The 24,443-nt window shown below is 63.0% G+C and carries 28 protein-coding genes, 2 tRNA genes and 1 pseudogene; 12 read left to right on the top strand and 19 right to left on the bottom strand.

The genetic code is table 11. The features are described from left to right. The first annotated feature begins 326 nt into the window (after nt 1–326). The 3 genes from EPL00_RS05535 (at nt 327) to EPL00_RS05525 (ending at nt 3,237) form a co-directional block, all read left to right on the top strand. Entirely contained in the window at nt 327–1,298 is a 972-nt protein-coding gene (locus EPL00_RS05535) for a hypothetical protein (RefSeq protein WP_135851439.1), read from the top strand. Between the two features lie 84 nt (nt 1,299–1,382). Next, nucleotides 1,383–2,423: a M42 family metallopeptidase gene (locus EPL00_RS05530; RefSeq protein ID WP_135851440.1), complete on the top strand. Its 1,041-nt coding sequence runs from the start codon at nt 1,383–1,385 to the stop codon at nt 2,421–2,423. Nucleotides 2,424–2,676: 253 nt separating this feature from the next. Then, nucleotides 2,677–3,237: a plastocyanin/azurin family copper-binding protein gene (locus EPL00_RS05525; protein ID WP_135851441.1), complete on the top strand. Its 561-nt coding sequence runs from the start codon at nt 2,677–2,679 to the stop codon at nt 3,235–3,237. 32 nt (nt 3,238–3,269) lie between these two features. Here EPL00_RS05525 and EPL00_RS05520 read toward each other — a convergent pair whose 3' ends face one another. Continuing rightward, nucleotides 3,270–3,800 carry an SRPBCC family protein gene (locus tag EPL00_RS05520; protein WP_135851442.1) on the bottom strand — a complete coding sequence of 177 codons (531 nt, stop codon included), beginning with the start codon at nt 3,798–3,800 and terminating at the stop codon, nt 3,270–3,272. 284 nt (nt 3,801–4,084) lie between these two features. On the opposite strand from EPL00_RS05520, the gene EPL00_RS05515 reads away from it, so the two are divergent. From EPL00_RS05515 to EPL00_RS05490, 6 genes are all read left to right on the top strand, one after another. After that, on the top strand, nt 4,085–4,723 hold the full coding sequence (locus tag EPL00_RS05515; RefSeq protein WP_135851443.1) for a 50S ribosomal protein L1: 639 nt from the start codon (nt 4,085–4,087) through the stop codon (nt 4,721–4,723). A gap of 1 nt (nt 4,724) precedes the next feature. Next, on the top strand, nt 4,725–5,768 hold the full coding sequence (locus EPL00_RS05510) for a 50S ribosomal protein L10 (protein ID WP_135851444.1): 1,044 nt from the start codon (nt 4,725–4,727) through the stop codon (nt 5,766–5,768). Between the two features lie 21 nt (nt 5,769–5,789). Next, the gene (gene rpl12p, locus EPL00_RS05505) at nt 5,790–6,140 is read left to right on the top strand and encodes a 50S ribosomal protein P1 (RefSeq protein WP_135851445.1); all 351 of its coding nucleotides are present in this window, start codon (nt 5,790–5,792) and stop codon (nt 6,138–6,140) included. Between the two features lie 325 nt (nt 6,141–6,465). Continuing rightward, complete coding sequence (locus EPL00_RS05500) at nt 6,466–6,882, top strand: cobalamin B12-binding domain-containing protein (RefSeq protein WP_135851446.1); 417 nt, start codon at nt 6,466–6,468, stop codon at nt 6,880–6,882. Further along, nucleotides 6,879–7,955 (top strand): methylmalonyl Co-A mutase-associated GTPase MeaB, encoded by a 1,077-nt coding sequence (gene meaB / locus EPL00_RS05495; protein WP_135851447.1) that lies wholly within the window; start codon nt 6,879–6,881, stop codon nt 7,953–7,955. The genes EPL00_RS05500 and meaB overlap by 4 nt, the downstream gene beginning before the upstream one ends. 111 nt (nt 7,956–8,066) lie before the next feature. Next, the gene (locus tag EPL00_RS05490; protein WP_135851448.1) at nt 8,067–8,276 is read left to right on the top strand and encodes a translin family protein; all 210 of its coding nucleotides are present in this window, start codon (nt 8,067–8,069) and stop codon (nt 8,274–8,276) included. 103 nt (nt 8,277–8,379) lie between these two features. On the opposite strand, the gene rpsB is transcribed toward EPL00_RS05490, so the two are convergent. The 16 genes from rpsB to EPL00_RS05410 all read right to left on the bottom strand — a co-directional run bounded on the left by rpsB (nt 8,380) and on the right by EPL00_RS05410 (nt 16,504). Then, the gene (gene rpsB / locus EPL00_RS05485; RefSeq protein ID WP_135851449.1) at nt 8,380–9,162 is read right to left on the bottom strand and encodes a 30S ribosomal protein S2; all 783 of its coding nucleotides are present in this window, start codon (nt 9,160–9,162) and stop codon (nt 8,380–8,382) included. Further along, complete coding sequence (gene eno, locus EPL00_RS05480; protein WP_135851450.1) at nt 9,159–10,370, bottom strand: phosphopyruvate hydratase; 1,212 nt, start codon at nt 10,368–10,370, stop codon at nt 9,159–9,161. The genes rpsB and eno overlap by 4 nt, the downstream gene beginning before the upstream one ends. Next, entirely contained in the window at nt 10,367–10,546 is a 180-nt protein-coding gene (locus tag EPL00_RS05475) for a DNA-directed RNA polymerase subunit K (protein ID WP_128477864.1), read from the bottom strand. Before EPL00_RS05475 ends, eno begins: the two co-directional genes overlap by 4 nt. Continuing rightward, entirely contained in the window at nt 10,546–10,746 is a 201-nt protein-coding gene (locus tag EPL00_RS05470) for a DNA-directed RNA polymerase subunit N (RefSeq protein WP_115795493.1), read from the bottom strand. The genes EPL00_RS05475 and EPL00_RS05470 overlap by 1 nt, the downstream gene beginning before the upstream one ends. A 47-nt stretch (nt 10,747–10,793) precedes the next feature. Next, on the bottom strand, nt 10,794–11,192 hold the full coding sequence (locus tag EPL00_RS05465; protein ID WP_135851451.1) for a 30S ribosomal protein S9: 399 nt from the start codon (nt 11,190–11,192) through the stop codon (nt 10,794–10,796). Next, complete coding sequence (locus EPL00_RS05460) at nt 11,186–11,623, bottom strand: 50S ribosomal protein L13 (RefSeq protein ID WP_135851452.1); 438 nt, start codon at nt 11,621–11,623, stop codon at nt 11,186–11,188. The genes EPL00_RS05465 and EPL00_RS05460 overlap by 7 nt, the downstream gene beginning before the upstream one ends. Beyond that, on the bottom strand, nt 11,620–11,973 hold the full coding sequence (locus tag EPL00_RS05455; protein ID WP_135851453.1) for a 50S ribosomal protein L18e: 354 nt from the start codon (nt 11,971–11,973) through the stop codon (nt 11,620–11,622). Before EPL00_RS05455 ends, EPL00_RS05460 begins: the two co-directional genes overlap by 4 nt. A 33-nt stretch (nt 11,974–12,006) precedes the next feature. Then, nucleotides 12,007–12,091 (bottom strand) — tRNA-Leu (locus EPL00_RS05450). A 161-nt stretch (nt 12,092–12,252) separates the two neighbouring features. Next, entirely contained in the window at nt 12,253–13,002 is a 750-nt protein-coding gene (locus EPL00_RS05445; protein WP_135851454.1) for a DNA-directed RNA polymerase subunit D, read from the bottom strand. 3 nt (nt 13,003–13,005) lie between these two features. Continuing rightward, on the bottom strand, nt 13,006–13,398 hold the full coding sequence (locus tag EPL00_RS05440) for a 30S ribosomal protein S11 (protein WP_128477869.1): 393 nt from the start codon (nt 13,396–13,398) through the stop codon (nt 13,006–13,008). Continuing rightward, complete coding sequence (locus EPL00_RS05435) at nt 13,395–13,919, bottom strand: 30S ribosomal protein S4 (protein WP_135851455.1); 525 nt, start codon at nt 13,917–13,919, stop codon at nt 13,395–13,397. Before EPL00_RS05435 ends, EPL00_RS05440 begins: the two co-directional genes overlap by 4 nt. Continuing rightward, on the bottom strand, nt 13,919–14,434 hold the full coding sequence (locus EPL00_RS05430) for a 30S ribosomal protein S13 (protein ID WP_135851456.1): 516 nt from the start codon (nt 14,432–14,434) through the stop codon (nt 13,919–13,921). The genes EPL00_RS05435 and EPL00_RS05430 overlap by 1 nt, the downstream gene beginning before the upstream one ends. 18 nt (nt 14,435–14,452) lie before the next feature. Next, nucleotides 14,453–14,537: transfer RNA gene (locus EPL00_RS05425), tRNA-Ser, on the bottom strand. Between the two features lie 168 nt (nt 14,538–14,705). Then, nucleotides 14,706–15,032, bottom strand: a complete 327-nt coding sequence (locus EPL00_RS05420) for a hypothetical protein (RefSeq protein WP_135851457.1) — start codon at nt 15,030–15,032, stop codon at nt 14,706–14,708. A gap of 133 nt (nt 15,033–15,165) precedes the next feature. Next, on the bottom strand, nt 15,166–16,155 hold the full coding sequence (gene moaA / locus EPL00_RS05415) for a GTP 3',8-cyclase MoaA (protein ID WP_135851458.1): 990 nt from the start codon (nt 16,153–16,155) through the stop codon (nt 15,166–15,168). A gap of 103 nt (nt 16,156–16,258) precedes the next feature. Then, nucleotides 16,259–16,504, bottom strand: coding sequence for a TRAM domain-containing protein (locus EPL00_RS05410; protein ID WP_135851459.1), 246 nt, complete (start codon nt 16,502–16,504; stop codon nt 16,259–16,261). Between the two features lie 131 nt (nt 16,505–16,635). Here EPL00_RS05410 and EPL00_RS05405 point away from each other — a divergent pair, with 131 nt between their 5' ends. Together EPL00_RS05405 and EPL00_RS05400 are read left to right on the top strand one after the other, a co-directional pair. Next, complete coding sequence (locus EPL00_RS05405) at nt 16,636–17,670, top strand: Mrp/NBP35 family ATP-binding protein (protein ID WP_135851460.1); 1,035 nt, start codon at nt 16,636–16,638, stop codon at nt 17,668–17,670. 27 nt (nt 17,671–17,697) lie between these two features. After that, nucleotides 17,698–17,880: pseudogene (locus EPL00_RS05400) on the top strand (hypothetical protein); the annotation flags it as partial. 6 nt (nt 17,881–17,886) lie between these two features. Here the strand turns inward: EPL00_RS05400 and EPL00_RS23765 are convergent. Beyond that, complete coding sequence (locus EPL00_RS23765) at nt 17,887–18,819, bottom strand: hypothetical protein (protein WP_238398124.1); 933 nt, start codon at nt 18,817–18,819, stop codon at nt 17,887–17,889. Continuing rightward, entirely contained in the window at nt 18,816–22,301 is a 3,486-nt protein-coding gene (locus EPL00_RS05390; RefSeq protein WP_135851462.1) for a PKD domain-containing protein, read from the bottom strand. Before EPL00_RS05390 ends, EPL00_RS23765 begins: the two co-directional genes overlap by 4 nt. Nucleotides 22,302–22,537: 236 nt before the next feature. Here EPL00_RS05390 and EPL00_RS05385 point away from each other — a divergent pair, with 236 nt between their 5' ends. Next, complete coding sequence (locus EPL00_RS05385) at nt 22,538–24,442, top strand: 2-oxoacid:acceptor oxidoreductase subunit alpha (RefSeq protein WP_135851463.1); 1,905 nt, start codon at nt 22,538–22,540, stop codon at nt 24,440–24,442. The last annotated feature ends 1 nt before the right edge of the window (nt 24,443 follow it).

The following is a 24,443-nucleotide window of genomic DNA, read 5'->3' as shown; positions in this document are numbered from 1 at the left end:
GTGCCGTGATATGTGTCGTTCCGGGCAAAAACGTTCCGGAACAACACAGAACTCGTTTCCAGTTTCTTTTACCTTCGGACGCGGTCGGTCCCCGAAACGAGGCAGTCGGCGCAGGTAACGAGACCGACGTGACTGACCGACCGCTATATCGAATTTCGAAAACGCCGAGAGTAGCCCGTTGCCGATAGCACGAGGAGGTGACGGCGACGCGCTTCGTCCCGCTCGCGTCCCGCCTTCGTCTTGTCTCGCTCGACTCACGAACCGATTCGTCTCGGGAATCCGAAACCGCAAAGACTCTACCCTCGCGGGGTTCGCGTCGAGACACGATGGCACGCGACAAGATGGCACGCGAACGCGGACGAGCGGTCGCTCGGCGCGTCGTTCTCGGCGCGACGGGCGTGAGTATCGCCGGTGCGCTCGGGACGTTCGGCGCGTTGGCGACCCGCGGTAACGACGCGGTGGCGACTAACGACAAAGGCACGATGGCGACCGACGGCGAAGGCGCGGCGGCGACCGACGACGGGGACGCGACGGCGTACCGGACGATTGCGATTCCCGCGGGCGAGACGCGGACGTTCGAGGTCACGACCGGTCAGACGTTCGAGAACGTCCTCCTCGATATGACCGCCGCGGGCGCGTCGGCGAGGATACGCGCGACCGGCGACGGCTGGACGGTCCGGAACGTCGCCTTCGCGGGCACGCATCCCGGCGGTCACTACCTGTTCACGCCCTCGGTCTCGGCGGACGGCACCGCGACGGTCGAAAACATCTACATGGGCGACGGGCAGACTCCTCGGTCGGGCGACGGAGCCATCCGAGTGGACGGCCGGACTCATTGCGGGACCGTAGAGTTCCGAAACCTCCACGTCGCTCGCTTCGTCGGTAACGGACTCCACGGCTCGGACCCCGGCGTCCTCGACCGCGGACGAGGCGGCGTGGTGAACGTCTTCGACAGTTACTTCGACAGCAACAACGTCGCGAACGTCCGCCTCGGGTCGCTCGACGGCCGGACCTGCCGCGTCGAGAACTGCGTAGTGACGGACGGTCGCACGCGCCCCTGCGGCGTCGGCCGCGCCGCGCCGGGCGCGACCGTGAGTCGAGGTATCTGGGCGTGGTGGGGGCCGGTCGAGGTGCGCGACTCGGACGTGGGGAGTTCGCCCGCGAGAGTCGAGCAGGCCCCCGACTCGGGCGGTTCGCGGATTCGCTCGCAGGGCACGCGCTGGGGGACCGACGCGGACACGAGTCGCGTCCCGGCGGGCGTCCCGACTACGCCCGAGGAGGCCGTCCGCGGGACGTGACTCGGCGGTCGTAGTACAGCGACTCGCGCGCGACGCGCGTGGGCCGATAGTCGCTTTTAAACCCGCCGGGGAAGCACTACCACCATGGACTTCGATTTCGACCTCCTGCGCGAACTCACCGAGACCAGCGGCGTCCCCGGCTACGAGGACCGAATTCGGGACCTCGTGCGCCGGGAGTTCGAGGGCGTCGTAGACTCGGTTCGTACCGACGCGATGGGCAACGTCGTCGGAACGGTCGAGGGCGAGGCCGACTACTCGGTCGCGGTCGCGGCGCACATGGACGAAATCGGCTTCATGGTCAAACACGTCACCGAGGAGGGCTTTCTCCGCGTCGATACGCTCGGCGGGTGGGACCCCGACGTTCTCCGCGCCCAGCGCGTGACCGTCCACGCCGAGGAGGACGACCTGACCGGCGTCATCGGGTCGGTTCCGACCCACGTCAAGGACGACGGCGACGACTTTTCGGTCGAGGACGTGAGCATCGACCTCGGACTCCCCGCCGACGAGGTCGAGGAGCGCGTCTCGGTCGGCGACCTCGTGAGCATGGCCCAGACCACCGAGCGAGTCGGCGACAACGTGACCGGCAAGGCGCTGGACGACCGGGTGTGTCTGTTCGCCATGCTCGAAGCCGCGAAGCGAATCGAGGACCCCGACGTGACGATTCACTTCTGTGCGACGGTCCAAGAGGAGTTGGGCGTCCGCGGCGCGCCCGCCCTCGGCGTGGACCTCGACCCGGACCTCGCTATCGCGCTCGACGTGACCGTCGCCAACGACGTGCCCGGCGTCGAGAAGGAGAGCGAGTACGTCACGAGACTCGGCGACGGCGCGGCGATAAAGCTCAAAGACTCCAGCGTCGTCACGACGCCGAAGGTCCACCGCCGGATGCGCTCGGTCGCCGAAGACCGGGACATCGACCACCAACTAGAGGTGCTTCCCTCCGGTGCGACCGACACCTCGGGCTTCCAGAACACCCACGGCGCGAAACCGGTCGGCGCGATTTCGATTCCCACGCGCTATCTGCACACCGTCACCGAGAGCGTCCACCACGCCGACGTGGAGGCGACCATCGACCTGCTGGCGGCCCTCCTCGACACCGAGACGGGCGACCACGACTACAGCCTGTAGCACACGAGTTTGCCTCTCGGGGTTCGCGCGCTCGGTGCGTCTTTCCACCGACCATCTACTCCCACCGACCACCTAGCACCTGTACCGCGAGCGACGAGCGAGAGCGCGGCGCTCCGCGCCGCGCGACGCGAGGAGCGAGCGGCCCTTTTTTGATCCACATTTTTTCGAGGAGTGGTGCCCGAGGCCACCCGACGACGAAAAAAGGTGGGTCGGTATCGAAAGTATAGAGTACCCGCCACCGCTAGCCCCCGGTATGAGCACGGACGAAAGCGAGTCGGTCACGCGGCGCGGATTCATGCGGACCGCCGCGGGTACCACGGCGGCCGCGGGCGCGGCCGGAACCGCGGCGGCGCAGGAAGAGGGCGGCGGTGGTGGCGGCAGTCAAGAAGTCGTCGTCGGTCCCGGCGGGAGCCTCGTGTTCGAGCCCGCCGAGATAACTATCGCGCCCGGCACGACGGTGAACTGGGTCTGGGAGTCGGACAACCACAACATCGTCGTCGAGAGCCAGCCCGACGGCGCGAACTGGGGGGGCACCGAGGGCGGCGCGAGCCAGACGTACAACACGGGCCACGAGTACTCCCACACCTTCGAGACGACGGGAACGTACGAGTACGTCTGTCAGCCCCACGCTACCGCCGGGATGGTCGGCTCCATCACCGTCCAAGAGGGCGGGGAGCAGTCCGGCGGCGGTGGCCCGGCCATCCCGAGTAGCGCGAAGACCCTCGGCATCGCCACGACCGCGGCGCTGGTGTTCACGCTCGGTCTCGCCTACTTCTTCATGAAATACGGCGGCGACTACGGACAGGTCGAGTAACTAACGGTCGTCGCGATTTCGCTTTTTCGGCGCTACACCGTATCCGGCGACTCGTGGAGCGTCAGCTCGACTTCGCGGCGCTGGCCTTCGAGGTCCTCCACGATGCGCTCGACGACGCGCTCGGCTTCTTTCAGGACCAGCGGTTTCACCTTGTCGATGACCCAGTCGAGGGAGACGAGTCGCGGCAAATCGAGCATGTCGGAACTCGCGGAGTCGGCGTCGAACTCGATGACGAGTCGGACCCGCGAGGCCTCCTCGCGGTCCGACGGCGCGGCGTCGGGTTCGGGGGCGACCAGCCACTCTCCGTGTGCGTGGAGGTCCTTCGTGATGCGCCAACCGATTCGCTCGGGGCGGTCGAACTCCGTCACCTCCGAGCGGACGACGTAGTTCAGTTTCCACCACTGGAGGTGGATGTCGTACTCCGTGCCGGGACCGCCGTCGCCGCTGCGCTCGACTCGTTCGAGGTGCTTCGAGTAGTTCGCGTAGCCCGGAAAATCGACCAAGAAGTCGTAGGCTTCTTCGGGCGGCACGTAGACGACGGTGCTGAGTTCGACGCTGTCCACGATGGTGAAATTAGGACGAACGCGGCGTAAAACTTCCGGCTGGCCGAGAAATCGACCGTAGTCGGGAGCGAACCGGGTCTCGACGGGCCGTCACGTCCCAACTCGCCACTGCTTCGACGGGTTTAAGTTTTGCATGGCCTTCGATTCGGGTGAGACAGGCGTCTACTGTCTACTGCCGCTCCGTCGCGGATTCGCCGTATTGGCGACCCGCGACGACGGCGACGACGGACAGTAACCTGTTTCACTGACCCGTAGGAGCGTCCTGCGTACTACGGAGGTGAACAATGGCAGATCAGGAGATAGAGCAAGCAGTCTCTCGCGCACTCGAGGATGCACCCGAGCGGAACTTCCGCGAAACGGTGGACCTCGCGATCAACTTGCGCGATCTCGATTTGAACGAACCGTCGAACCGCGTAGACGAAAGTATCGTCCTTCCTGCCGGTACTGGACAGGAGACGAAGATCGTCGTGTTCGCGGAGGGCGAGACCGCCCTCCGCGCCGAAGACGTTGCCGACGAGGTTTTCGACAGCGACGAACTCGAAGACCTCGGTGGCGACGACGACGAAGCCAAGGACCTCGCCGACGAGACCGACTTCTTCATCGCGGAAGCGTCGATGATGCAAGACATCGGTCGGTATCTCGGTACCATCCTCGGTCCGCGAGGGAAGATGCCGGAACCGCTTCAACCCGACGACGACGTGGTCGAAGTGGTTAGCCGGATGAAGAACACGGTCCAGCTTCGGAGCGGCGACCGGCGGACCTTCCACACGCGCGTCGGCGCGGAGGACATGGACGCCGAGGAGATCTCGGACAACATCGACGTGATTCTCCGCCGACTCCACTCCAACTTGGAGAAGGGTCCGCTCAACATCGACAACGTCTACGTCAAGACGACGATGGGACCGTCCGTGGAGGTGGCCTAACATGTCGGCCGAAGCAGAGCGCAAGACCGAGACCATCCCCGAATGGAAACAAGAGGAGGTCGACGACATCGTCGACCTCATCGAGGGGTACAGCAGTGTCGGCATCGTCAACGTGACGGGCATCCCGTCGCGACAGCTCCAGACGATGCGGCGCAACCTCCACGGGAGCGCCGAACTGCGCATCAGCCGGAACACGCTCCTCGAACGCGCTCTCGACGAAGTCGACGAGGGCGTCGAAGAGCTGAAACAGTACGTCTCCGGCGAGGTCGGACTCATCGGCACGAACGACAACCCGTTCGGGCTGTATCAGGAACTCGAAGCCTCGAAGAGTCCGGCCCCCATCAGCGCGGGCGAGGTCGCGCCCAACGAAATCCTCATCCCCGAGGGCGACACGGGCGTCGACCCCGGTCCGTTCGTGGGCGAACTCCAGTCCATCGGTGCCGCCGCGCGCATCATGGAAGGGTCCATCCACGTCACCGAGGACAGCGTCGTCGCCGAGGAGGGCGACGAAGTGTCCGAAGAGGTCGCCAACGTCCTCGCGGAACTCGGCATGGAGCCGAAGGAAGTGGGACTCGACCTCAAGGGCGTGTTCTCCGACGGCGTCCTGTTCGAGGCCGACGAACTGGCCATCGACATCGACGAGTACCGTGCGGACGTGGAGGCCGCCGCGGCCCGCGCCCGCAACCTCTCGGTCAACGCGGTCTTCCCGACTGCCCAGACCACGCCGACGCTCGTCCAGAAGGCCGAGGGCGAGGCCAAGAGCCTCGGTCTCCAAGCCGAAATCGAGAGCCCGGATGTCGTGCCGGACCTCGTGAGCAAGGCGGACGGACAGGTTCGTGCGCTCGCCGCGCAGATCGACGACGAGGAGGCCCTGCCCGAGGAGCTGTCTGACGTAGAGGCTCCCGCCGCAGGTGCCGCCGAAGAGGAATCGACCGACGAAGAAACCGAATCCGACACCGACGCCGAAGAGGAAGCCGACGCCGACGACGACGAGGAAGACGACGACGACGACGGCGGCGACGCGCTCGGCGCGATGTTCGGATAACCAACCACCAAACTACTAACAATGGAATACGTTTACGCTGCACTCATCCTGAACGAATCGGGCGAAGAGATCAACGAAGAGAACCTCACTAACGTACTCGACGCCGCTGGCGTCGATGTCGAGGAGTCCCGCGTCAAGGCGCTCGTCGCCGCGCTCGAGGATGTCGACATCGACGACGCCGTCGAGCAGGCCGCGGCCGTGCCCGCTGGCGGAGCCGCCGCGGGCGGCGCTGCCGCAGAGGGCGGTGCCGACGAGGAGTCCGCCGACGAGGAAGGCGGCGACGACGACGAAGAGGAAGAGGCCGACGCAGACGAAGGCGGCGACGACGACGACGAGGCAGACGGCGAAGGCCTCGGCGAACTCTTCGGTTAAATCGGCATCTCGATTCAGCACTGGATTTTTCTTTCGCGTCCGACCGGGTAGCGGTCGGTGTATCGGTCTCGAAGAGTTCGAACGTCGCCGAGATTCTACGACCGAAGCGTAAACGGGTGCCACTACTCACCACTGCGGCCGCACGGCGGACTCTCGCCGACAAACAGGAGTCGCCGCACGGCACCGCGACCGACATGGGAATTCGCGCCGTATCCGTTTCGGACGACGGTTCCGCCCACGGCGACAACCACGCTTTCACGAACCCAAATGAACTTTCAGTGAGGTTTCCGTAAGGGTCAAAGTCTGACGGCAAGAATTGACACCCATGAGCGCAGATTCGGAACAGCAGTCGATTCGCTGTCTCGTCGCCAAAGTCGGACTCGACGGTCACGACCGCGGCGCGCACGTCATCGCGCGGGCGTTCCGCGACGCCGGATTCGAGGTCATCTACTCGGGGCTCCACAACGCCCCCGACGAAATCGTACAGGCCGCGGTCCAAGAGGACGTGAACGTCCTCGGTATCTCCATCCTCTCGGGCGCCCACAACACCCTCGTCCCCAAGATTATCGAGGGGCTGAAAGAGTACGACGCCTTCGAGGACACCCTCGTCCTCGTCGGCGGAGTCGTGCCCGACGACGACAAAGCGGAACTCAAGGAGTTGGGCGTCGCCGAGGTGTTCGGTCCCGGCACGCCGATGGAGGAGACCATCGAGTTCGTCCGCGAGAACGCTCCCGAGCGATGAGCGCCGAACCCGACCACGCCGAGCTAGTCGAGGAGTTACTGGCGGGCAAACACCGCGCGCTGGCCCGCACCATCACCAAAATCGAGAACCGCGCGCCGGGCTATCGAAACCTCGTCTCCCGGCTTCACCAGCACACCGGCGACGCCGAGGTAATCGGCATCACCGGAAGCCCCGGCGCTGGCAAATCGACGCTCGTGGACAAGATGGCCAACTACTACCGCGAGCGCGGCGAGACGGTCGGCGTCATCGCGGTCGACCCCTCGTCGCCGTTCACGGGGGGCGCGGTCCTCGGAGACCGCATCAGGATGGCGAGCAACGTCGGTGACATGGACGTGTTCTTCCGGTCGATGTCCGCCCGCGGGACGCTCGGCGGCCTCTCGACCGCGACCACGGACGCGGTGAAGGCCCTCGACGCGTTCGGCAAGGACAAGATCATCATCGAGACGGTCGGCGCTGGCCAGAACGAGATAGACATCGTGAAGTCCGCAGACACGGTCGCGGTGCTGGTCCCGCCGGGGAGCGGCGACGACGTGCAGATGCTCAAGGCGGGCATCCTCGAAATCGCCGACGTGTTCGTCGTCAACAAAGCCGACCTCGACGGCGCGGACCGCACGGTCCAAGAGTTGCGCGAGATGGTCCACATGCAACAGGACAACACCGCCAGCCTCGCGACCGGCCACCACGGCGCTGGCGCGACCAGCGGTCACGGCGCGGACACCGACGCGGAGTCCGACGACGATGGCGAGAGCGACGAGGAGACCCAGAGCTGGGAACCTCAAATCGTGGAGACCGTCGCCAAGGACGGCGAGGGCGTCGAGGAGTTAGTCGGGACGCTCGCGGACCACGCCGACTACCTCGACGCGTCGGGACTCCTCGAAGAGAAGGCCCGGATGCGCTACGCCGAGGAGATTCGCAATCTCCTGCGCGACGACGTGGGGACGCTGTTGGAGGACGAAATCGAGCGCCGGGGCGGCATCGAGGCGTTCGCCCAGCAGGTCCTCGAACGCGAGACCGACCCCTACTCGGTCGCCGACGATATTATCGACCCGCTCGAAGACTGCCTCGAAGAGTAGTCGTTCTCCTCGTTTCCGTCGAATCTCTTTTCCGAGACTCGCATCGACCACCGGTTCGATTGTCGATTGCATCACCGCAGAACTAAGCACGCGCCGTCCGTACGACGGCACGTGACTCGGTTACGACGCTGGTATCGGCGACTCGACGGGTGGACGAGGAGTCTCTCGCGGGCCACGTACGCGGTCGTGACGGGCCTCGTCGCCTTCGTCACGTACATGCTCGTCGGCGGTCTCCTCGGTGAGTTCGCAGTCGCCGGTGCGTTTGGAGCCGGTTTCGCACTCACGGTAGTCTACTACGTGATGGACCCCCGAGAGCGATAGCGGCGCACTGGCCGAACGCGAGGACGGATAGCGTGGCGCTCTTGGGACGATGGTCGGCAGAAAAGCCCGTCTCGCGAACGGAAAGCGTGAAAATCCAGCGAACTTAAATCTCGCTCTCGAAGTCGTCGAGCGAGTAGGCGGGTTCGGCTCCGCGGCGGTCGAGCGTCTCGTTGGCCAGCAGCCAGTAGACGACCGACAGCGCCTTGCGACCCTTGTTGTTCGTCGGGACCACGAGGTCCACGTTGCTGGTGTTGTTGTTGGAGTCGCACATCGCGATGACCGGGATGCCCACCGTGATGGCCTCCTTGACCGCTTGGGCGTCGCCGATGGGGTCGGTGACGACCAGCACGTCCGGCTCGATGTAGCCGTCGTACTTGGGGTTGGTCAGCGTGCCGGGGATGAACCGGCCGGTTCGGGCGCGCGCGCCGACCGCGTCCGCGAACTTCTCGGCGGGGAAGCGGCCGTACTGGCGCGAGGAGGTGACCAGAATTTGCTCGGGACTGTAGTTCGACAGGAAGTCCGCGGCCGTGCGGATACGGCCGTCGGTCTTCGACACGTCGAGGACGTACAGTCCGTCGGTCCGGACGCGGTGGATGAACCGCTCCATGTCTTGGGTCTTCTGCTGGGTCCCGATGTGGACGCCAGCGCCCAGATAATCCTCAACGGGGATGAGGAGGTCGGCCTCCTCTTGGTTCTCCATGACGTTCTCGTCGAGGTTCGGTCCCTCGTCTTCGGTCGTTTCGTCGTCGTCAGCCTCGGCCGCAACGTCCTCGTCGGGTTCGACCGACGGTTCCGCACCGGATTCGCCCTCGGGTTCGGGGTCGATCTCCGATTCCGCGGCGTCGAGGCCTTCGTCGTCTACCTGTTCGGGGTCGTTTTCGCTCATAGTCGTGATACGTTTTGCTCGATACGAATGAGTTCGTTGAGCTTGGCGGTTCGCTCGCCGCCGACCGCGCCCGTCTTGATGTACGGGGCACCGGTCGCCACGGCGAGGTGTGCGATGGTCGTGTCCTCGGTCTCTCCGCTCCGGTGGGAGATGACCGGCTGGTAGCCGTTCTCGACCGCGAGTTCCACGGCGTCCACGGCGTCGCTGAGGGTGCCGATCTGGTTGGGCTTGACCAAGATGGAGTTGCCAGCGTCCTGCTCGATGCCGGTCTCCAGTCGCTCGACGTTGGTGACGAACAAGTCGTCGCCGCAGACGAGCGTCCGGTCGCCGACTTTCTCGGTCAGTTCGGCGAAGCCCGAGTAGTCGTCCTCGTCGAGGGGGTCCTCGACGTACGCGAGGTCGTACTCGTCCACGAGGTCGGCGATGTACTCGATCTGCTCGTCGGTCGAGCGAGTCGTCTCGCGGTAGACGTACTCGTCCTCGTCGTCGTCGTACATCTCCGCACCGGCCACGTCGAGACCGAACTTGATGTCGAAGCCGAACTCGTCCGACACCGCGTCGGTCGCCTCGGCCATCAGCTCGAACGCCTCGTCGTCCTCGATAGAGGGTGCCCACGCGCCTTCGTCGCCTTTTCCGGCGGCGATGTCGCGCTCGGCCAGCAGGTCGTGGACCTCCTGGTGGACCGCCGCGTTGGCGAACACCGCGTCTTGGACGTTGGGCGCGCCGACGGGTGCCGCGAGGAACTCCTGAATCGCGGTCGCGTCCGCGGCGTGTTCGCCACCGCCGATGACGTTACCGAGCGGCGTCGGGAACTGTTCGCCCCGGAACGCGCCGCCGAGGTGCTGGTAGAGCGGTGCGCCGGTCACGTCGGCCGCGGCCTTCGAGGCGGCCATGCTGATGGCGACCGCACTGTTCGCACCGATTTCCGAGAAGTCGTCCGTGCCGTCGGCCGCGCGAAGCGTGCGGTCCACGTCGCGCTGGTCGCCGACGAAGACCTTGCCCTCCAGCCGCGGAACGGCGTGTTCGCGGGCGCTGGCGATGGCTTCGCTCGGGTCGAGTTCGATGGCCTCGTACTCGCCGGTCGAAGCGCCGCTCGGGGCCGCCGCGCGGCCGAAGCCACCGCTCTCGGTGACGACATCGGCCTCGACGGTCCGATTACCTCGGGAGTCGAGAATCTGTCGCAGACGGACCTCGCTGACGAGCGTCATTTCTCACCTCGTCGGACGGTGAACGGCAGGACGCCAGCGTCGTACTCGTCGGCCGCGATGAGTATCGGCTCGGTCTCCTCGGTGTCGGTCAGCACGGGCGCGCCGTACGACACTTGCAGGGCGCGCGCCCCGATGATGCGAGCCTTCTCGTAGCGGGAGTAGCGTTGCTGAGCCATTACTGGTAGGGAGCGACGATATCGACGAGGTCCTTGTGCGAGACGAGCATCCGACGACAGCACTGTCGCTCGACGCCGAGTTCGTCGAGGACCTTCTCCGGGTCCTCGTCACCCTCTTTCGTCGCCGACCGTGCTTTGAACTCCTCCCAGTACTCCCCGACGACCTTACCGCACGTGAAACAGCGGACTGGTACCATCATGGGTTAACGTGTCTCCGTCGTGGACCGCGGGTTTCCTGTCATGGTGATTAGCGGTAGGATTTCTGGTAGCGGGCGCGAGCGCCGGGGCCGCCCCACTTCTTGGGTTCGGAACGCCGCGAGTCGTTGACCAGCAGCGACCGGTCGAACTCGATGAACGCGTCTCGCAACTCGGCGTCGTTGGTGTACTGCACCAGACCGCGCGCGATGGCGGTGCGGACCGCGTCGGCCTGTCCGCTGATGCCGCCGCCCTGCACCGAGACTTCCAAGTCCACGCCGTCGCGCAGTTCGTCGCCAGCGATGCGGAACGGTTCCAGCATCTTCAGTTGCGCCGTCTCCGGTTCGACCAGCTCGACCGGCTGGGAGTTGATTCGCACTCGCCCCTCGCCTTCCGTGACGGTGGCGCGGGCGATGGCCGTCTTCTTCTTGCCACTCGTGTTGGTTACCATGTGACGTTAGCACCCAGATTCTTGCTGATTTCGCCCAACTGGACGAATCGAATGTTCGAGAGTCGGTCCAGCGAGGTGCCCTCAAGAACCTCTCCGTCATCGTCGTGGGGGTTGCCCACGTAGACGCGGACGTTCTCGAAGGCTTCCCGACCGCGGTCTTGCTTGTAGGGGACCATCCCGCGGATGGTCCGCTTGAAGATCATGTCGGGGCGCTTGGGGTAGTACGGACCGCTGTCCGAACCCAACTCGGCGCGCTTCTCGTACTTCGCCATCACGTCTTCTTCGCTACCCGTGATGACCGCGTCCTCGGCGTTGACCACCGCGACGCGCTCGCCGTCGAGGGCACGCTGTGCGACCTGACTCGCCACGCGACCGAGGATGCAGTCGCGGGCGTCCACTACGACATCTGCGTCGAATTCTGCGAGACTCATCGGATCACCCGTACGTTCGAGCCCTCGGGGTTCTGTTCTATCGCCTGTTCGAGTTCGAGAGCCTCACCGTCTGCTTGCTGAATCTTCGTCTCCGCGGTGGACGAGAAGTCCACGGCGGCGACGGTGACGGTCTTCTGCAGGACTCCACTCCCGAGAACCTTGCCGGGCACGATGACGGTCTCGTCCTCCTCGGCGTATCGCTCGATGCGACCGAGGTTGACTTCCGCGTAAGTGCTCCGGGGCTTCTCGAGGCGGTCCGCGACAGTACTCCACACGTCGGCGTCCGAATCGCGGGACTCCGACTTCAGATCAGCGATGAGACTAGTGAGCCTCGGATTCGTCTTGCTCATAATACTTCCTCCTGATGGGAATGAAAATTGCAGTGCAGGGAGCAGGATTTGAACCTGCGGACTCCTACGAGACAGCGCCCTGAACGCTGCGCCGTTGGCCTGACTTGGCTATCCCTGCACGTAGAACACACGTGCAGCCCGTCGCGGGCAACAGTGTGTTGTGGGTGGCCCTTCAAACCACTTTCGGTCTGACTTCCGAATCGCGCTCCCGGCTTGCGATTGCGTCGCTTGCCGGGACGGGAGAACACCGAACGGTGGTCTGAAGTGCCTTGCATGGTTCTACAGTTGTACAGCTTCTTCGAGTTCGTCCGCGCGGTCGCTAATCGAAGCGGCCGCTTCCGTCACGAGTTCGTCGATGGACAGCGACCCGTCGGTCTCGACGTGGAAGACGAACGCGTTGTCCACGTCGTGGACCTCGATCTCCTTGCCGGGGTACCGGTTCGTGAGGTCGTGGTCGAACTCCGCAGTCGAGACGAGTTCGCCGTCGTCTTCGATGACGCCGCGGAGGATTCGGGTCTGTTCCTCCTCGTCGTACTCGTCGCGGTCGCCGACGACCTCCACGCGCTGGAGGTGTCGGTAGCCGACGGCCACGCCGCCCTGATGTTTGGCGTGGTCCTTCCCCGTCGAGAGGACGGCGTCGGCTTCGAGTTCGAGCCGTTGGTCGTCCTTCAGGTCGATGATGGGGACGTTGTCGTCGGCCGGTTGGACCATCCCGTCGGAACTCACGAGGTCGCCCGAATAGGCGGTCCCCGGACCCGAGACATCGAGGCTGAGCGTGACGGTGTCGCCCTCCTCGAACTCGCCGAGCGGCGTGCTGAGGGGGACGAGACCGAGCCGCAGACCGATCTGCTCGTCGAACATCACCGACGAGTTCTCGACCATCCGGACCGTGTCGATAGACAGCGTCGGCACGTCCGCGACGATGGCGCGGCGAATCCCGTTCGCGAACGCCGGGGTCACGCCTCGAACGAGGAACCGCGACTGGCGGTCGCCTCGTTCGATGAACTCAACCTCGTAGTCTTCTGTCATGGGTTAGAATCCACTCTTGCCCTTGGGGGCACGGGTGCCGTCGTGGGGAATCGGGGTCACGTCTTCGATGCGACCGATTTCGAGTCCGGCGCGTGCGAGCGCGCGGATGGTCGCCTGCGCGCCCGGTCCGGGGTTCTGCTGGAGATTGCCACCGGGACCGCGCACGTTGACGTGGACGCCGTCGATGCCAGCGGCCTTGACCTCTTCCGCGACCGTCTCGGCCATCTGCATCGCGGCGTACGGCGAGGACTCGTCGCGGTTCTGCTTGACGACCGTCCCGCCACTACTCTTGGCGATGGTCTCGGCACCGGTCAGGTCGGTGACCGTGATGATGGTGTTGTTGAACGATGCGTGAACGTGGGCTACGCCCCATTTCTCGTCGTCGTTTGCGCTCATTCGTTACCCTCCGCTCGTTCGGGGTGGAGTTCGTCCGACAGCGGACTGTTCTCCTCGAACTGGACCGTGGACTCCTCGGCCACTTCGACCTTGTACGAGGGAGCCTGCACGCGTTGGCCGTCCACGGTGACGTGTCCGTGGACGACGAACTGCCGGGCCTGATTCGGCGTGTTGCCCAGACCCTTGCGGTAGGCGACCGTCTGGAGACGGCGCTCCAGCACGTCGGTCACGTCCAGCAGCAGCACGTCGTCCAGCTCGTCGCCCTCGTCGAGGACGCCGATTCGCTGGAGCGCCGTGACGAACTCTTCGCCTTCCATCGCCTCGGTGTCACCCTGCGCTCGCTGCGCGAGGATGTTCCGGGCCTCGCGGCGGTAGCCACGAAGCTTCGACTGGGCGCGCCAGAGTTCTTCTTTGTTCTGCAGGCCGTAGCGGTCGAGGAGACTGCGCTCCTCGGAGATACGCTCGCCCTGATACGGGTGGTTCGGCGTCTCGTAGAACTTGGTGTTCTGTCCGAGCGCCATTATTCTTCACCACCCTCTTCTTCGGCCTCGGCGGCCTGCTCTTCTTTGATCTCCTCGACGTTGACGCCGATGGTGCCCTCGGTACGCCCCGTCGAACGGGTGCGCTGACCGCGGACTTTCTGGCCACGCTTGTGGCGGACGCCCTTGTACGAGTCGATCATCTTCATCCGGTTGATGTCCTGCCGACGGGTCATGTTCAAATCGTTGCCCGTCTGGTGGGTCGTCTCGCCGGAGAAGTACTCGTTGCGGTGGTTCGCGAGCCATTCAGGGACCTCGTCGGCGAAGTTCTCGACGGCCTCGACGACCGAGTCGATCTCGTCGTCTTCGAGGCGTCCGAACGTCGCCGTACGGTCTACGCCGGATTTATCGGCGATGATCCGCGCCGCTCGGCGACCGATCCCGTTCAGTTCGCTCAGGGATCGTTCGACGGACTTCGTCCCATCGAGGTCGGTTTGCCCGATGCGGACGAAATAGCGGAGGTCCTCGTCTTCCTCCTGTGGTTCTTCCGTACTCATGGTTTGGATACTGGAAAGCGTCGAGGGAGGGATTCGAACCCTCGAGGCTTGACGCCACAGAGTTAGCAACCCTGCGCCGTGGGCCAGACTAGGCTACCTCGACACGCTTGCATTCACTGTCGCCCTCTCGGACTCGGGACCCGGCGCCCCTACAGGTTTGCAACTCAACGTACTGGGCGGCCATATATAAATACAACGAAACGCGGGCTCCTCGTCCCGGCGTCTCACTCCTCGCTGGAACGCTCGCGGTGCGATTCTCGCTCCGCCGTCGCTACGAAGGACCCCACTCCCACTCGTCGTCGTCCCCCCGGACCTCGACGCGCTCGACGGACCCCAGCGACTCCCACTCCGCGTCCCCGTCGGCGATGTCCACGTGTCGGACCGATAGGTCACTCCACGCTCCGTCGTAATCGGCGCTCAACTCGTACCGTTCGGTCGTTCCGCCCTCGGGCCGGACTTCGACGCGGAGCGACTCGTCGGGCACGTAGTCGATGGGACTCGCCGGTCCCTCGAAAGAGGTACCGTCCGCGAGGTCAACTCTCACGCGGTCGCCCACGTCGGCCGCTCCCAGTCGCTCGGCCAGTTCGCGCTCGGTCATGTCTCGGGGTTCGTCGGAATCGCGGTTAAGCGTGCGGGCCGGACGTTGAAGTCTACCGAGAGGATAGCACTTCGAGGAGGCCCGTGCGAGAAAAACTGGTCGAGGAGGACGCGGGCCGGACGCGAGCGGACGGCTACACTTCGACGTTGTTGACGTACTCGTCGTTGATCTCCCACTCGCCGTCGTCGCCCTGAACCATGTACTCGCCGTAGTAGGGGACCCGGTTGGCGACCGTCTCGCGGAACGTCGCTCGAATCTCGTCGCGGGTCATCTCGCCCATCGACCGGAGGTCGTCGTTTCGGTTCAGACACCCCTTAAGGTATCCTTCGTGCGTGACGCGCACGCGATGGCAGTTCGCGCAGAACTGCGGGTTCTCGACGGGGTCCACGATTTCGACCATCCCGCCGTCGGGGTCGTCGGCCGTCCCGCCGACCCAGTAGCGATTCCGGTGGTGCATCTCGCGGGTCTCGACCTCGTCGGCGATGTCGGCCAGCCAGTCGTGGACGCGCTGGATGTCGATGTTCCACTCGGGCTTGCCCGTGAGTTCGGGCATGTACTGGATGAGTTGGAGTTGAAGCCCGTCGTTCTCGGCGACGTGTTCGACCATCTCCTCGACGTAGCCTGCCGTGTGTTCGAACACGACCATGTTGAGCTTCACCGGGTCGAGTCCGGCATCGAGCGCCGCCTCGACGCCCTCGATGACCTTGTCGTAGGCTCCGCTCTGGGTGACTTCCGCGAAGGCCTCGGGGTCGAGCGCGTCTTGGGAGACGTTCACGCGCTCTAGTCCGGCGTCCACGAGGTCGGGTGCGCGCCCCGGTAGAAAGGTTCCGTTGGTCGTCATCGAGACTTCCATCCCGTCGGGCGTCCGCCGAATTATCTCTTCGAGGTCTTGGCGGAGCATCGGTTCTCCTCCGGTGAACTTCACCTTCTCGACGCCGAACTCGCGAGCGACCTCCAGAAACCGGACTACCTCGTCTGCGCTCATCTCGTCGTCTTGCGGGTCCATCGGCCCGCGTGTGTCGCCCAGCCCCTCGTTGTGACAGTAGACGCAGTCGAAGTTACACCGGTCGGTGAGCGAGACCCGCACCCCGGAGACCTCGCGCCCGAAATCGTCCTCCAACATAGTTCGGACCTTTCGCGTGCGGGTCCTTAAAATCGCTGTCGAAACCCCGCGTCTCGTAACCAAATTCGGTTACTATTTTCCTCCGTCGGGGTCTCTCTCCCGGCTACGGTTCCTCGCTAGACGCTCGTTCGTCGTCCGCGGACTCCGACTCGTCGACTACCGACGCGACGGCGTGGCTCCCGCCGACCTCCTCGATTCGGATGTCCACCCGTTCCCCGAGGTCCGCGCCGGGGACGAACACCACGAACGATTCGATGCGAGCCACGCCGTCGCCCTCGCTCCCGAGGTCCTCGATTTCGACCGAATACCGCTCGCCGACACCGACCGGAGCAGTCTCGCGGTCTGACATACACCGCGAAACGACCCACTGAGGATTAAGTATTCGGTGGGCCAGAGACAGTTTCGACCCTCGACCAATCGCGTCGCGTCCGACTCGAAAGTTGACAAGGCTTATCGACGCTTCGGACCGTACCCCCGGCTATGGACGCATCAGAGGTACGCGACTTGCTCCGGGAGGTCGAAGATCCGGACCTCGGCGACGACATCGTCTCGCTCGGTCTCGTCAACGACCTCTCGGTCGAAGGAGACACCGCAACCATCTCGCTGGCGCTGGGCGCGCCGTACTCGCCCCACGAGACTCAAATCGCAAACCGGGTCCGAGAGGTCCTGAGCGACCACGGTCTCGACGCCGACCTCTCGGCCCGCGTGGACGACGATATCTCCACCGACGAGCAGGTCCTCCCGAACGTCGAGAACATCATCGCGGTCGCCTCGGGCAAGGGCGGCGTCGGCAAATCGACGGTCGCGGTCAACATCGCGGCCGGTCTCTCCCAACTGGGTGCCCGCGTCGGTCTCTTCGACGCGGACATCTACGGCCCGAACGTTCCCCGGATGGTAGATGCCAAGGAGGTGCCCAAGGCCACCGAGGAAGAGACCATGATTCCGCCCGAGCAGTTCGGCGTGAAACTCATGAGCATGGCCTTCCTCGTCGGCGAAGACGACCCCGTCATCTGGCGCGGTCCGATGGTTCACAAGGTCCTCACCCAACTCTGGGAGGACGTAGAGTGGGGCCACCTCGACTACATGGTCGTGGACCTCCCGCCGGGCACCGGCGACGCGCAACTGACGCTCCTCCAGAGCGTCCCCGTCACGGGCGCGGTCATCGTGACGACGCCCCAAGAAGTCGCCATCGACGACGCCCGCAAGGGCCTGCGCATGTTCGGTAAGCACGACACGTCGGTCCTCGGTATCGCGGAGAACATGTCCACGTTCAAGTGCCCCGACTGTGGCGGTGAACACGACATCTTCGGCCGCGGCGGCGGCGCGGCGTTCGCCGAGGAGAACGACATGCCGTTCCTCGGTTCCATCCCCATCGACCCGTCGGTCCGGACCGGCGGCGACGAAGGCAAACCCATCGTGTTGGACGAGGACGACGACACGGGCGACGCCTTCCGCGTCCTGACCGAGAACGTGGCCAACAACGTCGGAGTTATCAAACGACGCCAACAACGCTGACCCATGTCCGACGACGAAGCGACGAGCGACGTGGAGCGCGTCGAAACGCTCCGGGAGATCGCCGACGACATCCGCGCCGAGAGTTCCGAGAGCAGGATGGTCGCCGCGCTCCTCTACCGGGTCAGCGACCTCTACGACCCCGACGAGGAGACGACACCGCGGGACATCTATCTGAACATGCGCGAAATTATCCGCACGAAAGAGTCGTAGGGCTCTTCAGCGGAACTTCCGGAACGCGAACAGTCCCAACACAACGCCGACGAGAACATATATGACTGGGATTCCGGCGAGTTCGTACCCGCGGCTGAGCTTCGTCGCGGGACCGGGAGCGTAGCTGTCGTTGTGGTACTCGTAGTTGTTCTGCATCCACGTCGGTCGCACGGGTTCGTACGACGCGTTCCAGACGCTCGTCTCGGTTCCGACTTGTCCAGCGAACTCTACTTGGTCGATGCCGCTGTCCGCATCGGTCAGGTTGTCCGTGTAGAGTCGCGCCTCGCCTGCGACCTTCGCTCCTCGGTCGTCGAGCAACTCGACGGTAATCGTCCGGGTATCCCCCGGACGAACCGAGGCGGGATAGAGACTGCCCTCGGTCCCGACTGTGTGAACCATGAGTTTCGTGCTGTAGATCTGCTCCGATGGATTCACGAGCGTCACGTTGGCGACCGTGGACGATTTGCCTTCGATTGTTCCTTCTGTGACTTCTACGTCGGCGATGTACGGGGTCGGAATCGGTCCGGGGTCTGCGGAGTCGATTTTTCGCGTGAAATTGAATTGGGTGTGTGCTCCGTATGTCGAGAATACAACGGTGTGATTATCTCGATTGACGTTTATACCTTTAGTGAGGTTGATATTTTGTATCCGCTCCTCGTCTTCGGAGAGATTTAATTCCGCTTCGTGAACTTGTTTCCCGTCAACTGTAACGACATACCCGGCGAGTCGAATCTGTTCATTAGTTGGATTTTCCGTCACGACTTTAACCATCGAATCTTCGTCGTCGAACGAAACTGTGTACTCAGTGTTTGATGCGGATTTGACTTCTCGATTCTCGTTTCCGGCCCCTATCGCTTCTGGCGAGGCTAATCCTACGGAAATCGGCGTGCAGACTACGAGGAGTACGCCGAAAGCGACGGTGGCATATTCGTATCTCATGTTCGGTTGCTCCCTCCGGATGACGAGCAGGCGACTTTTACCAGACACCAGTCGACCGTTTCCTCATCGTTGGTTATGCTATCTATTATGTAATTTTTACTTTTCACACCTTCGAATACGACCTCGTTCGAGGAAGGTCGTTCTTCTTCAACGAACTTGCCCGATTCGGAGTCGTAAGACCGAGTGACGACTGTCCCACTGACTACTGCTTTCGTCTTGACGACATCACTTCTCGTTTCGTAAATCGGCGTCCACAGCGTCGTCGCTCCGTCTTGTCGAGTGAGGAGCCACGTAGTCGTTCGTTCTTCGGTCATCCGCCAATCGGGTCTGCCGGAAACCTGCTTCCTCGCGAGCATGAGGTCCATCGTCGATGTTTTCGCTTGCCACTCGTAGACTGGTTCTCGGACCTTCACGTCACGGGCTACTTCGTAGTGGGTCTCGGTTTCGGTCGTCTGAGTTCTGTATTTGACTTCGATCTGAGTTTCGTAGACCGCGTCCGAAAGCTTCGTTCGGCGTGTTTTCCCGGTGAAGGTGTGATCCGGGTCGAATCTCGAAGTCGCCCAGTAGCTTTCGGTCTTCGTGATCGTGTAGGTGTGAGTCTTTCTCGTCCGGTACGTGTAGGTCTCTTCTGTCGTGTAAGTGTACCTCTCGGTGACCTCTCGGCAGCCGAATTTGAGACTACACCGCTCTACCGTTCGCGTCCCGGATTTCGTCACCGACCGAGTCCCGGTGCGCCAGACCGTTATCGTCTTCGTCTTCTCGATTTCGTTTTCGTATTGGTACTTGTGCTGCGTGCGGTACTCGGCCGGTTCGACCTTTACCTCACGGGTGCTTCCGGTTCGCTCACCGTTCCACAGACTCGAATCGGACCACTGCTTCTCGAGCCCCGTTCCCGAAACCGGATACCACTTCGATACGTTCTGCGTCTTTGTCTTCGTCGTCTGGTAGCGTCCGGAGGCGTACCATTCGTTCGAGTGACTAAGGAACACCCTTCGAAGACGCTGACTGTCGAAACGCTGCGTCTTGGTTTCGTACTCTGCATCCGCTATTTTGCTCCGCTCTTCGAGAACGTAGTTCGTTTCTTCGTTCGTCTGTTCGATTTCGTATCCCTCTTTCAGATACGTGTTTCGCCGCTCTTCCGTATCGACCGTCACTCTCCTCGTTCGAGATTTCTCGACTAGATACGAGAGGTTTCGGACGGTAACGTCGGTCCAGTACTTGCTACTCTCCGAAGTAGCGATTGTCGGGAGGTTCGTTTCGCTCCTTTTCCGGGTGTTCTCCTCGTTGTAGACCGCTACAGTCGGGGAACGTGCAGCCGAAGTAAGTGCCTCGGTCGGAATCTCAATTATTCCGACGTAGCGGTACGGGTCCTCCGTCGCGTCCGAGTGTCCGCTTTGCTCCGCTTCGACGCTCTTCCACTCGACGACGTTCGCTTCGGGGTTCGATACCGCGATTCCAAGCGAGAAGTCCGCGTAATACGTCTGTTTCGAGAAGTGATAGGGTTCGGTCGCGACGCGGATTCGAACAGTCTCCTTGTCCGCGTACGGTTTTTCAGTTAGAACTCTCGTTTCAGAGATATCCGGCGTAAAGTAGTCGAGGAAATCGAAGTTGCGCTTCGATTGCAGGTCGTAGCCATCCTCAACGATACTCGCGGCGCGCTCGTACGAACGGAATTTGGCAGTCGTGTTGTCGGGTTTCGTCGGCTCTGCACCGTACTTCCAAATGTATTTGAGGTCGGTCCCGTCTGGGTCGAACGACCTAGAGGCATTCACCAAGATGCCATGTTCTCTAGTGATGTACTTTTCCGTTCCGTCGTTCATTACATTTAGCCGAAGCTCTGGTTTACTCGGGGTTGCTGCAAATGAGCTTGACGTTTTTGTCCCTGTGAATTCCTCTCCACTACTTGCTTGTATATTCAAATCAATAAGTATATCGTACATTCTTGGTATTTCTCCTGCCCAAAAGGAATGTACGATGAGTCTATCCCCGTTTTTCTTCTGTATCCAATTATAATCGTTAGTATTTATTCTTTTTAGACGTCTATCTTCTGGTCTAAGATTAATCTCCAGTCTTTTAGAGTCTACACCGTTCAAATTGACCACCAAGACGTGATGAGCAGTGTATCGCTTAGGATCAATACGTTCGTGATACGAGTCAACGGGCCCGTTAACGAACTCGGATCGGACAATCTCGGGTTTCTCAACCGGAACGATTTCACGGCTTACCCGAGCAGTCTGGCCTCGTTTGTCAGTAGCAATGGCAGAGACGGTATACTTCTCTCCGGGCGTGAATTCGGTGTGAGAGAATTTCAGCGTCCGCTGACGACCGAAACCACGACGATAGCCGCTGCGCAGATCGTCCCTGGCAACGGCGACTGTTTCGCCATCTACTTCGACGCGAAGTCCGTTCAGGTTATCGTACTCGTCGATTCCCTCGACAGTCCCCGAAATCGAGCCGTATCGGTCGAGCGATTCGAACGACACGCTCGGCTCCGAGTCGACGGTAACCGTCGTCGTGCCGCCAGCGAAGGTGGCGACGTTGGTCGAACCGTCGTCGTACGTGACGACGGCGTAGAGTTCGTGTTCGCCCGGCTCCCACGACCGATTCAGCGAGTGGCCCTTACCGATCCGACCAGTACTGCTCCGCCACTCGACCGAGGAGACGGCACCGTTCGGAGCGTCGAGTCGAACGTCGTACCGACCGCGGAACGGTCTCGACCCGGTGAGGAGTTCGTCGCCAACGATGTGCGGTGAGTTTCGGGCGGCAGTCTTCGTGTTCGAGGAGGGCGGCTCTGCGGGTCGTTCCGAAGGCGACTCCGACTGGACCGAGACGGGGAGCGAACTCGTCGCCGTCAGGTCGTCGGCGTCGTAGACCGTCGCGGTTACTTCACGCTCCCCGTCGGTCGGGAAGTACTTCGACACGGTGTCGGTCGTCTGGCCGGGCGAGAGCGAGTGGTTGGCGATTCGATTCCCGGCGACGCGCCAGACGACGTAATCGAGCGCGGCCGCTCCGGCGGAGAGAGTCGCGGTGTAGGTCGCCGAGGAGTCCGTCGTGGAACTCGTCGGTCCCGAAACGGAGACTGTCGGAGCCGCGCCGGGCGATACGTTCACGTAGAGCGTGTCCGAGCGCGTCGCGCCGTCGTCGTCGGTGACGGTTACCGTGACGCGATAGCGGCCGGTCTCGGTCGGTGTAAATCGCGTCCGGGCGCAGTCGGCACAGTCCGGGGTAATCGCGTCGCCGGACGGAGTTCGAATCGACCAGTCGTAGCGTTCGATGCGACCGTCGGGGTCGCGCGACCCCGTGGCGTCCAAGAGAACGGTCGCGCCGCGACGCACGTCTTGGTCGAGACCCGCGTCGGCGAGCGGCGCTTCGTTCGAAGGAGTCGATTCGGTCACGGAGACGGCGTCCGCACCGAGCGTTCCGGCGGCCGTGGTCGTCACGACGAGGAGAACGGCGACAGCGACCAAGGTCGGCTTCGACATGCGGTCGGTTTGCCTCTCTTTTTCTTATAAACTTATGTATCACTATTCAGAATAGAATTAGCCTCTCGTCGCGTACTCCGGCGACCGGTATTGCGAATCATGCGGACGAAAATCGGTCAGAAAGGCACCATTACCGCCAATCCCTCATGAACATTCCTTGCTAATCTATAGCAAAGGCTTTACTGACTCCCCGATTTATTTTCAACCACTGGGCCTAACGGCCGTGAGCAACAGATATGACTGATGACGAACTCATCTGGCGAATCGCAGGTGGTTCCGGAGACGGAATCGACTCGACGAGCCAGAACTTCGCTAAGGCGCTGATGCGCTCGGGGCTGAACGTCTTCACGCACCGACACTACCCGTCGCGCATCCGCGGCGGCCACACGTACGTAGAGATTCGGGCGAAAGACGAGCCCGTAAAGTCCCGAGGAGACAACTACAACTTCCTGCTGGCGCTGGGCGACAGCTTCGCTCGGAACCCGCAGGACGAAGCCTACTACGGTAACGAGGAGATAAAGCCCCTCTCGGAGAACCTCGACGAACTCCGCGAGGGCGGCGTCATCGTCTACGACTCCGGACTCCTCGACGCCAGCGAAATCGAGAACTTCGACGAGCGCGTCGAGGAGAACGACTGGCACGTCTACGACCTCGACCTGCGGGGTCTCGCCAAGGAACACGGCCGGGAGGTCATGCGCAACACGGCGGGCGTGGGCGCGACCGCGGCGCTGCTGGACATGGACCTCGAACACATCGAGGGCCTGATGTCCGACGCGATGAGCGGCGACGTACTGGAAGCCAACCTCGAAATTCTCGAAGAGGCATACGAGTCGGTCAACGAGGACTACGAGCACACTCACGACATCCGAGTTCCGACGGGAACGCAGGACGAAGAGCAGGTCCTCGTCTCCGGTTCGCACGGCATCGCCTACGGCTCGCTGGACGAGGGCTGTCGGTTCATCTCGGGTTATCCGATGACCCCGTGGACCGACGTGTTCACCATCATGACCCAGCACCTGCCGGACATGGGCGGCATCTCCGAGCAGGTCGAGGACGAAATCGCCGCGGCGTCGCTCGCCATCGGTGCGAGCCACGCCGGTGCGAAGGCGATGTCCGGCTCGTCGGGCGGTGGCTTCGCGCTGATGTCCGAACCGCTCGGCCTCGCCGAGATTACCGAGACGCCCATCGTCCTCGTGGAAGCGATGCGCGCGGGTCCCTCGACGGGGATGCCGACCAAGCCCGAGCAGGGCGACCTCGAACACGTCCTGTACACCTCGCAGGGAGACTCGAACCGCGTCGTCTTCGCGCCGGGCGACCCCGCGGAGTGTTACGAGCAGACTCGCAAGGCCTTCGAAATCGCCTACGAGTACCAGATTCCGGCCATCGTCCTCTACGACCAGAAGCTCTCGGGCGGCCACCAGACCGTCCCCGAGGAGGTCTTCGACGAGGAGCCCAACCCCGACATCGGGAGCGTCGTGACCGAGCAGGACCTCGAAGACGCAGTGCAGGAGGCTGGTCGCTTCAAGCGGTACATGTACGACGACGAAGAAGGGAGCGGCCTCGGCGGCGTCAGCCGACGGTCGATTCCCGGCCAGAAGGGCGGGAACTTCCTCGCGTCGGGTAACGAACACAACGAAGTCGGCCACATCAGTGAGGACGCCGACAACCGCACCATCCAGATGAACCGCCGGATGGGCAAGCTCGACGCCATCCGCGACGAGTTGGCCGAGAACGCCGACCACCAGCCCGTCTACGGGCCGGAAGACGCCGAGTACGGCATCCTCAGCTTCGGTTCGACCAAGGGCGTCATCGAGGAGGCCGTGGACCGCCTGAACGACGACGGTCACTCGGTCAAGGCGATGAACGTCAGCGACATCATGCCGTTCCCGAAGGACGAGGTGACGCAGTTCCTCGAAGACGTAGACGAGTCGCTCGTCGTGGAGATGAACGCGTCGGCGCAGTTCCGCCGTCACGTTCAGGGTCAGCTCGGTCGCTTCGGCGAGAAGCTGTACAGCCTGCTCAAGTACGACGGCAACCCCTTCGAGCCCGAGGAGGTCGTCTCCGGGTTCGAGAGCCGACTCGGCGGGGACGCCGACCTGAGCCAGTACAACGTCCGCATCGAATCCGCAACGGGTGACTAAT

The organism is Halorussus salinus, from assembly GCF_004765815.2.
Lineage (GTDB): Archaea > Halobacteriota > Halobacteria > Halobacteriales > Haladaptataceae > Halorussus > Halorussus salinus.
This window is presented reverse-complemented; position numbering and strand designations above follow the sequence as displayed.

What these genes read in the sequence shown, in the direction of transcription:
- EPL00_RS05445 (WP_135851454.1), bottom strand. Translation starts at nt 13,002, where the DNA reads ATGACAGAAGACTACGAGGTTGAGTTCATCGAACGAGGCGACCGCCAG.
- EPL00_RS05525 (WP_135851441.1), top strand. Translation starts at nt 2,677, where the DNA reads ATGAGCACGGACGAAAGCGAGTCGGTCACGCGGCGCGGATTCATGCGG.
- EPL00_RS05510 (WP_135851444.1), top strand. Translation starts at nt 4,725, where the DNA reads ATGTCGGCCGAAGCAGAGCGCAAGACCGAGACCATCCCCGAATGGAAA.
- EPL00_RS05475 (WP_128477864.1), bottom strand. Translation starts at nt 10,546, where the DNA reads ATGGCTCAGCAACGCTACTCCCGCTACGAGAAGGCTCGCATCATCGGG.
- EPL00_RS05410 (WP_135851459.1), bottom strand. Translation starts at nt 16,504, where the DNA reads ATGTCAGACCGCGAGACTGCTCCGGTCGGTGTCGGCGAGCGGTATTCG.
- meaB (WP_135851447.1), top strand. Translation starts at nt 6,879, where the DNA reads ATGAGCGCCGAACCCGACCACGCCGAGCTAGTCGAGGAGTTACTGGCG.
- rpsB (WP_135851449.1), bottom strand. Translation starts at nt 9,162, where the DNA reads ATGAGCGAAAACGACCCCGAACAGGTAGACGACGAAGGCCTCGACGCC.
- rpl12p (WP_135851445.1), top strand. Translation starts at nt 5,790, where the DNA reads ATGGAATACGTTTACGCTGCACTCATCCTGAACGAATCGGGCGAAGAG.
- EPL00_RS05500 (WP_135851446.1), top strand. Translation starts at nt 6,466, where the DNA reads ATGAGCGCAGATTCGGAACAGCAGTCGATTCGCTGTCTCGTCGCCAAA.
- eno (WP_135851450.1), bottom strand. Translation starts at nt 10,370, where the DNA reads ATGACGCTCGTCAGCGAGGTCCGTCTGCGACAGATTCTCGACTCCCGA.
- EPL00_RS05385 (WP_135851463.1), top strand. Translation starts at nt 22,538, where the DNA reads ATGACTGATGACGAACTCATCTGGCGAATCGCAGGTGGTTCCGGAGAC.
- EPL00_RS05515 (WP_135851443.1), top strand. Translation starts at nt 4,085, where the DNA reads ATGGCAGATCAGGAGATAGAGCAAGCAGTCTCTCGCGCACTCGAGGAT.
- EPL00_RS05535 (WP_135851439.1), top strand. Translation starts at nt 327, where the DNA reads ATGGCACGCGACAAGATGGCACGCGAACGCGGACGAGCGGTCGCTCGG.
- EPL00_RS05420 (WP_135851457.1), bottom strand. Translation starts at nt 15,032, where the DNA reads ATGACCGAGCGCGAACTGGCCGAGCGACTGGGAGCGGCCGACGTGGGC.
- EPL00_RS05440 (WP_128477869.1), bottom strand. Translation starts at nt 13,398, where the DNA reads ATGAGCGCAAACGACGACGAGAAATGGGGCGTAGCCCACGTTCACGCA.
- EPL00_RS23765 (WP_238398124.1), bottom strand. Translation starts at nt 18,819, where the DNA reads ATGAGATACGAATATGCCACCGTCGCTTTCGGCGTACTCCTCGTAGTC.
- EPL00_RS05460 (WP_135851452.1), bottom strand. Translation starts at nt 11,623, where the DNA reads ATGAGTCTCGCAGAATTCGACGCAGATGTCGTAGTGGACGCCCGCGAC.
- EPL00_RS05465 (WP_135851451.1), bottom strand. Translation starts at nt 11,192, where the DNA reads ATGGTAACCAACACGAGTGGCAAGAAGAAGACGGCCATCGCCCGCGCC.
- EPL00_RS05470 (WP_115795493.1), bottom strand. Translation starts at nt 10,746, where the DNA reads ATGATGGTACCAGTCCGCTGTTTCACGTGCGGTAAGGTCGTCGGGGAG.
- EPL00_RS05430 (WP_135851456.1), bottom strand. Translation starts at nt 14,434, where the DNA reads ATGAGTACGGAAGAACCACAGGAGGAAGACGAGGACCTCCGCTATTTC.
- EPL00_RS05530 (WP_135851440.1), top strand. Translation starts at nt 1,383, where the DNA reads ATGGACTTCGATTTCGACCTCCTGCGCGAACTCACCGAGACCAGCGGC.
- EPL00_RS05435 (WP_135851455.1), bottom strand. Translation starts at nt 13,919, where the DNA reads ATGGCGCTCGGACAGAACACCAAGTTCTACGAGACGCCGAACCACCCG.
- EPL00_RS05390 (WP_135851462.1), bottom strand. Translation starts at nt 22,301, where the DNA reads ATGTCGAAGCCGACCTTGGTCGCTGTCGCCGTTCTCCTCGTCGTGACG.
- EPL00_RS05405 (WP_135851460.1), top strand. Translation starts at nt 16,636, where the DNA reads ATGGACGCATCAGAGGTACGCGACTTGCTCCGGGAGGTCGAAGATCCG.
- EPL00_RS05455 (WP_135851453.1), bottom strand. Translation starts at nt 11,973, where the DNA reads ATGAGCAAGACGAATCCGAGGCTCACTAGTCTCATCGCTGATCTGAAG.
- moaA (WP_135851458.1), bottom strand. Translation starts at nt 16,155, where the DNA reads ATGTTGGAGGACGATTTCGGGCGCGAGGTCTCCGGGGTGCGGGTCTCG.